Below are 6,120 nucleotides of genomic sequence, written 5' to 3'. Positions count from 1 at the left end.
CATCAACATTGTTCAACCTCTGAGTAAGTCTAAAGAGCTTTAAACTTTTATGCATGTCTACTTTGTACTGCTCAATGCCATAAATCAGCTTTAGCTGTGCAAGCATGATTTCAACATCCGCAATCTCCTCAACGATATTGTCAGTGTTATCCTTACCTCTAAAGCTTTTACAGATGGCTTGTGTTAACTCTGCCATTTCTTCAATCGCCATCTTTAGCTGTGCATCTTTGCCATAAGTTTCTATGGCTTGCTTGTATATTTCATTGATTTCCATTATCTTCACGCTCCTCGTACATTTCAGCCGTCATGCCATTGCGCTGCCATTCATATAAAATCTGACCGATGTAATTAAAGTTCCATTTCTTGTTGATTGAAGCCTCACGCAAAGCATACACAACTAACTGCTCATCATGCTCTTGTTGCCAATCAAATAACCTTTTGATTTCGATTTGGGTTAATGGCCGTTTAAATTCATCTTCAAACAATTCAAAAAGTGTCGGCTTTTCTTGATTGTTTATTTGTTTATTTATTTCTTTTAAAGAAGTATTATTATCTTCTTTTAATTCTTTTAATTCTTTTATTTCTTTATTTGTGGGGATTTGATTGGCATTTGATTGGCATTCGTTGGGGTAATTGTTTGGCATTGATTGGTTATCTTGTTGGGTGTTTTGCTGGGTATCATCATTACTTGAAATTTGATAATCGCCGTATTTTACAATGTTTATGATTGTGTATTTGTTGGTGCTTTCTTTGGTAATCTCGTTGGTGGAAATCAGCTTATTTAGACTGGTCTTAATTTGATCTTCCGTTAAACCAGTCTCTTTTGCTAATCTTGACCGTGAAGTGAGCTTGGAACCACGTTTAATTATGATTCCATGCCACTCAGCATCTTTCCAATTTGCAGTTAATAATAGGTGCAAAAAAAGCCTTGATGTGTTTATATCGTCATACCATTCCCATGTTACAAACTTGCGAAATAACTTGATATATCCTTCTGCCATATCAACCCACCTCAACCAATTCAACTTCAATCCGTGGATTCTTGGTATCAGTAAAAACACAATCTACGATCTGCTTTACATAACGTCTGCTGTCGTCTTTTAAGATGCCAGTATCAACTAAACTATCCATAATGAATTTCTTGGCTGCCGTGATATTGTCTACATCTCTTCTGTTGTCTTTTTCAAACCAATCAATGTAAACTACTACCGGTTTATGTATCGGCGTGAGATGAGCGCTTCTGATTGCCGTAGTGACTATTTGTTGTTCCCTGTGCTTTACTCTATTACCCTTGCGAGGGTTAGAGCGGTTGCTTTCTGTATATTCATTAAGTCCAGCTAAACGACCTTTAATCACAAACTTTACCATAAACTTTCTCTCTCTAAATCAACACGCAAATTATAATTCTCATCAATCGCTTTCATACCTTTAGCACGCTTTCTAAGCTGATTGAATGGCCGCTTTCCGTAATCGTCTAACGACTTTTTGATAAGGTTTATATCTTGGGTAACAATGTAGCCTTTAGACGTACTGTGAGCTATATACGTTGACTGCTGATGCTCATAAAAGCCTTCATTGTACTTTTCTACATGCAGTCTAAATTCACGGGCATCATCTGATACTTTAACGCCTTTTTCACGCAGTTCTTTCACGATTTCATGCTTCTTTTTCCATTGTCTGAGGTCAATCGGTAAACCTATATCGTATATATTGTCATACCATTCCATTAAAGCACCTCCCTATAAAATGCAGTTGGTACACCTACTTGTTCTGCGTAATCAAGGGTTACGTCTATAAGTGATGCCATTTCAGTAGTGTTAAATTTCGATTGCCCATCCCATACTTTAACCATTACCGTATCTTTTCCGTTAACAATACGGTGTTCAATGATTTTGTATGTTCTGAAATTGTTAGTTACTATTTCAAGAGCTTCCTCTAACACCTGCAGATATGTTGATTTCACATCTGCCATTTCTAGTAGCTGAATGTATAAATTCATTTTATTTTTTCTATGACCATTGATTTTAATATCTATTTCATCAACTAATTTCCAAAAATAACGATTTTGCAAACCTGTACGTTTGGACTTCAATTCATTTATTTCAAGCGTGTACTTCTTTTCCTTTTCCAATTCTTCACAATCACGCTTAGAATCGTAACCTTGAAAAGAGAAAGTAACCTCAAGGTTGTTATCCTCATCAGTTACTTTTCTCTTATATACTCCTACTAGCTTCATAAATAGTTCTTTCCGAATTCTTTCATGAACTTCTCATGCCCATAGATAGCTTCAAATCTACGCTGTGCTTCTTGCTTTAGATGTACAGCTAATTCACCTGTTGGATCAGCGTGTACAGAATAAGACGCTCCATTATGCCAGTCGTTTCGCAGCCATACCCAAAGTCCATATTTTTCTGATTTATTTCTGTGACTACCTGCAAAGATGTGATGCTTATGTAGATTTATCGTTGATTGTGTTCTATAGCATACTTTTTCATCTTGAAGTAGAGAGTTAAATATCTCATGCCTTTTTTTGCGCTTGCTTTTCATGATCTTTAGCCTTCTTTTCGGCGTGTAATCTTGCGTATAGATTTATCATGTCAATGATCTGCTCATTATTAAGCTTCGTTAAGTCCATTGTGGTAATGCCGGTTCTTGTATTCTTTTTACACCACTCAACCACCTTTGATGATAAGTAATCAATACCAACTTTTTTTAATTCATCACGATAAGCCATGCAAGCTTTGATGTTGTCTTGCTTGTTTGTTTCTGTCTGCTCAGGTTTGACTTCTGGCTTTTCGTTTCCTTGTTTCACTTCTTTAGATTTCTCTTTGTTTTGTATGATACCAAGATAAACGTTAAGCAGCCTATCAGTCTCATCAACCGTCAGTTTGTCTAAATCTTGACTTTTAACCTTCGCATTTTTAAGTATGTAGTTTACTGTTTCTTCATCTTCTCTAAAATCAACCTTCAAGTCAGTTAACTTTGACCGATATTCACTCCATCTAAGCATCTGTTCTTCTTGACGTTTTGCAATCTCTTTGCCTTTATCTACTTCTGGCAAATCTTCACCTGCATAGATATAAAGTCCTAATCCATGTCTTGCTAACGCTTTGGTTAAGGATCGCTGGATAGCTTTATTTACATCAAAAGACGTCACTTTATCTGCTGGTATTGATTTATTCTTGTAATCCATGACAGGCAAGTATTCGATATGTTCTAAACCATTGATCGTTACTCCTGTTTTAACCCAGCATGTCAGATTGTCTGTGTGGTAACACCAACCTGCTGCATTCTCATAAATTGTATAAGTGGCATCAGGATAAATCTTTTTAGCTTCGCCCCATGCCCACGCCCAAGATAAGTAAGATAAACCATTCTTTTCTTCTTTCTTATCATTCACATTGATTGCGTTTAACACTGCGAACACATTATTATAATCAGTCAGTGTGTTAGCTTCTGCACTGATTTCTTTTAATGTTTTATCACTCATTTTCTTTCCTTTCTGCACATTTCAATGCACTCAGGGCAAACAATATCAACTGTTTTTCCTGCATCTATTTCATACCAATCTTCTGTGATTGCTTCACCGCACCAGTCACAGGTCGGAAAATTGTCGCAATCAACTAAACTGTCATGATAGTCCTGTAATTCCCTTTCTGCTCTTAGCGACTCTTTCGAAATCACTGATTGTGTCTTAAAAAAGTCGCTAACTAGATTTGTTAGGTCCATGTATTTCCTCCATGATCTGTACGATCATTTCTGCATCTTCGCTCTCACTCCACTTTTCACGCACGCTTGCTACCGTATTTCTGCCTAGCTCATTGACGTAATATCGCATGAGATTAAACATAGCCTGTAAGCCTTGTTTTTGGCTGTCATACGAGCAATAAACATCACCGCAAGTAATGCCTGCTGGGTTATTACTATTGAGCCATAACTCGCTTGTGCCCCATCCCGTTTCCCACGCCCAGGTGGCAAGTGCAAACGATGCATCTATTCCATAATCAGTAGCCATCTCATAAAATTCTAATCCCGAGAGAGGAGTGAGACGGCTGCTGATTGCATCTAATGGTGTGTGATTCTCGTCTATACGAGTTTCAGCACTACTCATAGGTGTTCAGTAATCTTCTTCAATTACTGGTGTGATAATCTCACCTAGCACCTGCAGCTCTGCTTTTTCGCTTTGCAGCTGCGCTATCTTTTCGGTTTGTTCCTCGGCTAAACGGTTGCAATTATAAATTTGCACTGTAACCGCCACCGAATAAATCACAAGTCCTAAAATAACCCAGTTCTTCCAGATTGGTTTTCTTATGTATTTGATCATTGGTTTCTCCTTGCCTTTTTAGGTATTAATGCTAGATTGTTTCTTGTTTAATTCCTCAATGATTTTCCTTTGTCCTACCACCATTTCAATCATTTTCATCGCTTCGATAAGGTAATGGAATTTTGTGAATCTTTTAAACCTTTTACAATCGAATGGCAGCAGGTCAAACAAATATGGTTTATCAGGAAATCTTTCATCCCAATAACCACAATGATAAGGTGCTAGATTGAAATTGTTCCACATGTCTATCAACGTTGTTGTAGGCAATGTCTCCAACTTAAAACGGGTTTTAATTTTGTCCATTTTTCCTCCACTTTAGGAAAATAAAGCAATAAATGTAAAAACTATTAGAGCAATGTTTACTAGTGCTGATAATAATAGACACCTTTTTAGAATAACGTTTTCTTTAGATAATAATTCTGTAATAATACTAACCGCACTCATTTTGTTCAATCGTTCTAGTTCTTTCTGTACTTTATCAATTTCCATTAGTTCACCTTGCCTTTTCTTTTCCTTGTGCTACAATCTTTTTGAGGTGATTGTATGATTTACTTATTTAATCATTACCGAGTGCTTAAATGTGTCTTATTCATGCATTCTAAAATAGGTTTTTATCCAACTTCTTCAATAGAGATTCCATTATCAGAGATAAAGCTTATATGTTTATCTGCAAAATCCCTTATTAAACATCTAGCTATTTTAACTAAGATGGGATATTTAAAAGGTTCAGATGATTACAAGAATCAATCCTTTATTGGGACTGACGAAGGTTGGAAATACTATCATGAATTAAGACTTAAGTTAACCAATATCATTTTTCAATGTATGTGGGCAATAGTTCTCATACTAATTGGATATGTAATAGGATCAAACAGCCTGTGATGATTAGTAGCAGTAAATTCATAAGCAAACTTATATGTAAGATTGCCTTTAAAATTTCTGATCTATCTTCAATTTGCTTGTAGAGTAAATTGAATAATTCTTTATCTTCCATATCGGATCACCAGTGCAACCATCATGATTGACATAAGGATATTCAAGATAATTAAGTAACGGTTAATTTTTAAAGCAATTAGTAATTCATTTACAAATCGCCAGTACATTTCTTCAGGATTCATGTTTCCTCCTTTCCTTTTGTGTGCTATAATTTAGTTGATAATTTACTACAGTTATCAACTTTGAGACGTTTCACTTCGCACTGTGGGAACGTCTCTTTTTTGATTTTCTTTTTCAAACAATATTTTTCTCTCAATGGCAGCATTACGGAAAATATCCTTCTCTTTGATTCCTAGTACTTTAAGGACATTGGAAACCTGCACATACTTTGAATCAACATAAGTGTCATTTTCTTCATTCATTTTATTTGCTAAATTGAATATTTCTATTGCGCTGTCATGATTACTGCTATTACGCAATTTTTTTATATCCTCCTTTGTAATAAAACACTTTAGGATGATTTGCTCTTTTTCAATATTGCTAGTAGAGTAATCATTTTTCTTACACATGTATTCACCTCCTTTCTAATCTTCTGATTTGATTACAATATCATTAGGTCTCTTTAATAAATCATTAGCACTAACTTCTAATGCTTCCGCAATAGGTAAAACATCGTCCGCAGTAATGAGTTTTCTGCCATTCAACATATCACTGAATTTTTTTGGATTATAACCAGCTTTTTCTGCAACCCTTTTTTGTTTTAACCCCTTGCTTTGAATTAATCTCTTCGTATTCAAAGCAATATAACTCATATACAAATTAATCAACTCCTTTCTGTACACTTTTTCTGTACACCGATA

At 35.5% G+C, this 6,120-nt stretch carries 15 protein-coding genes; 1 reads left to right on the top strand and 14 read right to left on the bottom strand.

Annotated elements, in window-relative coordinates; all coding sequences use genetic code 11:
- From DAHG_RS20090 to DAHG_RS16430, 11 genes are all read right to left on the bottom strand, one after another.
- Positions 1-274 (bottom strand): nucleoside triphosphate pyrophosphohydrolase family protein (locus DAHG_RS20090; protein ID WP_022939452.1); only part of this gene is annotated, 274 nt, incomplete at its 3' end.
- A complete protein-coding gene (locus DAHG_RS20720; protein WP_022939451.1) occupies positions 261-1,001 on the bottom strand; it encodes a DnaD domain-containing protein in 741 nt (246 codons plus the stop codon). The genes DAHG_RS20720 and DAHG_RS20090, both read right to left, overlap by 14 nt.
- 1 nt (position 1,002) lies before the next feature.
- Positions 1,003-1,368: a RusA family crossover junction endodeoxyribonuclease gene (locus DAHG_RS16470; protein ID WP_022939450.1), complete on the bottom strand. Its 366-nt coding sequence runs from the start codon at positions 1,366-1,368 to the stop codon at positions 1,003-1,005.
- Positions 1,362-1,727, bottom strand: a complete 366-nt coding sequence (locus tag DAHG_RS16465; protein WP_022939449.1) for a hypothetical protein — start codon at positions 1,725-1,727, stop codon at positions 1,362-1,364. The genes DAHG_RS16470 and DAHG_RS16465 overlap by 7 nt, the downstream gene beginning before the upstream one ends.
- Positions 1,727-2,236, bottom strand: a complete 510-nt coding sequence (locus DAHG_RS16460; RefSeq protein WP_022939448.1) for a hypothetical protein — start codon at positions 2,234-2,236, stop codon at positions 1,727-1,729. The genes DAHG_RS16465 and DAHG_RS16460 overlap by 1 nt, the downstream gene beginning before the upstream one ends.
- Positions 2,233-2,547, bottom strand: a complete 315-nt coding sequence (locus DAHG_RS16455) for a hypothetical protein (RefSeq protein WP_022939447.1) — start codon at positions 2,545-2,547, stop codon at positions 2,233-2,235. The genes DAHG_RS16460 and DAHG_RS16455 overlap by 4 nt, the downstream gene beginning before the upstream one ends.
- The gene (locus DAHG_RS21760) at positions 2,519-3,490 is read right to left on the bottom strand and encodes a Sak single strand annealing protein (protein ID WP_022939446.1); all 972 of its coding nucleotides are present in this window, start codon (positions 3,488-3,490) and stop codon (positions 2,519-2,521) included. The genes DAHG_RS16455 and DAHG_RS21760 overlap by 29 nt, the downstream gene beginning before the upstream one ends.
- Positions 3,487-3,729, bottom strand: a complete 243-nt coding sequence (locus tag DAHG_RS16445; protein WP_022939445.1) for a hypothetical protein — start codon at positions 3,727-3,729, stop codon at positions 3,487-3,489. Before DAHG_RS16445 ends, DAHG_RS21760 begins: the two co-directional genes overlap by 4 nt.
- A complete protein-coding gene (locus DAHG_RS16440) occupies positions 3,707-4,111 on the bottom strand; it encodes a glucosaminidase domain-containing protein (protein WP_022939444.1) in 405 nt (134 codons plus the stop codon). The genes DAHG_RS16445 and DAHG_RS16440 overlap by 23 nt, the downstream gene beginning before the upstream one ends.
- 6 nt (positions 4,112-4,117) lie before the next feature.
- A complete protein-coding gene (locus DAHG_RS16435) occupies positions 4,118-4,324 on the bottom strand; it encodes a hypothetical protein (protein WP_022939443.1) in 207 nt (68 codons plus the stop codon).
- 18 nt (positions 4,325-4,342) lie between these two features.
- Complete coding sequence (locus DAHG_RS16430; protein WP_022939442.1) at positions 4,343-4,627, bottom strand: hypothetical protein; 285 nt, start codon at positions 4,625-4,627, stop codon at positions 4,343-4,345.
- Positions 4,628-4,867: 240 nt separating this feature from the next.
- Here DAHG_RS16430 and DAHG_RS16420 point away from each other — a divergent pair, with 240 nt between their 5' ends.
- A complete protein-coding gene (locus DAHG_RS16420) occupies positions 4,868-5,206 on the top strand; it encodes a hypothetical protein (protein WP_022939440.1) in 339 nt (112 codons plus the stop codon).
- 101 nt (positions 5,207-5,307) lie between these two features.
- On the opposite strand, the gene DAHG_RS22020 is transcribed toward DAHG_RS16420, so the two are convergent.
- From DAHG_RS22020 to DAHG_RS20070, 3 genes are read right to left on the bottom strand one after another with little or no spacing between them, the layout of a single operon-like run.
- Positions 5,308-5,442 (bottom strand): hypothetical protein, encoded by a 135-nt coding sequence (locus DAHG_RS22020; protein ID WP_022939439.1) that lies wholly within the window; start codon positions 5,440-5,442, stop codon positions 5,308-5,310.
- Positions 5,443-5,496: 54 nt separating this feature from the next.
- Entirely contained in the window at positions 5,497-5,829 is a 333-nt protein-coding gene (locus tag DAHG_RS16410) for a hypothetical protein (protein ID WP_022939438.1), read from the bottom strand.
- Positions 5,830-5,844: 15 nt separating this feature from the next.
- Positions 5,845-6,072, bottom strand: coding sequence for a helix-turn-helix domain-containing protein (locus DAHG_RS20070; RefSeq protein ID WP_022939437.1), 228 nt, complete (start codon positions 6,070-6,072; stop codon positions 5,845-5,847).
- Between the last annotated feature and the right edge of the window lie 48 nt (positions 6,073-6,120).

It is taken from the genome of Dielma fastidiosa (genome assembly GCF_000313565.1).
Classification (GTDB): Bacteria; Bacillota_I; Bacilli_A; order Erysipelotrichales; family Erysipelotrichaceae; genus Dielma; species Dielma fastidiosa.
The sequence above is the reverse complement of the archived record's forward strand: the minus strand, read 5'-3'. Positions and strand labels throughout refer to the sequence as shown.

What these genes read in the sequence shown, in the direction of transcription:
- DAHG_RS20720 (WP_022939451.1), bottom strand. Translation starts at nt 1,001, where the DNA reads ATGGCAGAAGGATATATCAAGTTATTTCGCAAGTTTGTAACATGGGAA.
- DAHG_RS16470 (WP_022939450.1), bottom strand. Translation starts at nt 1,368, where the DNA reads ATGGTAAAGTTTGTGATTAAAGGTCGTTTAGCTGGACTTAATGAATAT.
- DAHG_RS16465 (WP_022939449.1), bottom strand. Translation starts at nt 1,727, where the DNA reads ATGGAATGGTATGACAATATATACGATATAGGTTTACCGATTGACCTC.
- DAHG_RS16460 (WP_022939448.1), bottom strand. Translation starts at nt 2,236, where the DNA reads ATGAAGCTAGTAGGAGTATATAAGAGAAAAGTAACTGATGAGGATAAC.
- DAHG_RS16455 (WP_022939447.1), bottom strand. Translation starts at nt 2,547, where the DNA reads ATGAAAAGCAAGCGCAAAAAAAGGCATGAGATATTTAACTCTCTACTT.
- DAHG_RS21760 (WP_022939446.1), bottom strand. Translation starts at nt 3,490, where the DNA reads ATGAGTGATAAAACATTAAAAGAAATCAGTGCAGAAGCTAACACACTG.
- DAHG_RS16445 (WP_022939445.1), bottom strand. Translation starts at nt 3,729, where the DNA reads ATGGACCTAACAAATCTAGTTAGCGACTTTTTTAAGACACAATCAGTG.
- DAHG_RS16440 (WP_022939444.1), bottom strand. Translation starts at nt 4,111, where the DNA reads ATGAGTAGTGCTGAAACTCGTATAGACGAGAATCACACACCATTAGAT.
- DAHG_RS16435 (WP_022939443.1), bottom strand. Translation starts at nt 4,324, where the DNA reads ATGATCAAATACATAAGAAAACCAATCTGGAAGAACTGGGTTATTTTA.
- DAHG_RS16430 (WP_022939442.1), bottom strand. Translation starts at nt 4,627, where the DNA reads ATGGACAAAATTAAAACCCGTTTTAAGTTGGAGACATTGCCTACAACA.
- DAHG_RS16420 (WP_022939440.1), top strand. Translation starts at nt 4,868, where the DNA reads ATGATTTACTTATTTAATCATTACCGAGTGCTTAAATGTGTCTTATTC.
- DAHG_RS22020 (WP_022939439.1), bottom strand. Translation starts at nt 5,442, where the DNA reads ATGAATCCTGAAGAAATGTACTGGCGATTTGTAAATGAATTACTAATT.
- DAHG_RS16410 (WP_022939438.1), bottom strand. Translation starts at nt 5,829, where the DNA reads ATGTGTAAGAAAAATGATTACTCTACTAGCAATATTGAAAAAGAGCAA.
- DAHG_RS20070 (WP_022939437.1), bottom strand. Translation starts at nt 6,072, where the DNA reads ATGAGTTATATTGCTTTGAATACGAAGAGATTAATTCAAAGCAAGGGG.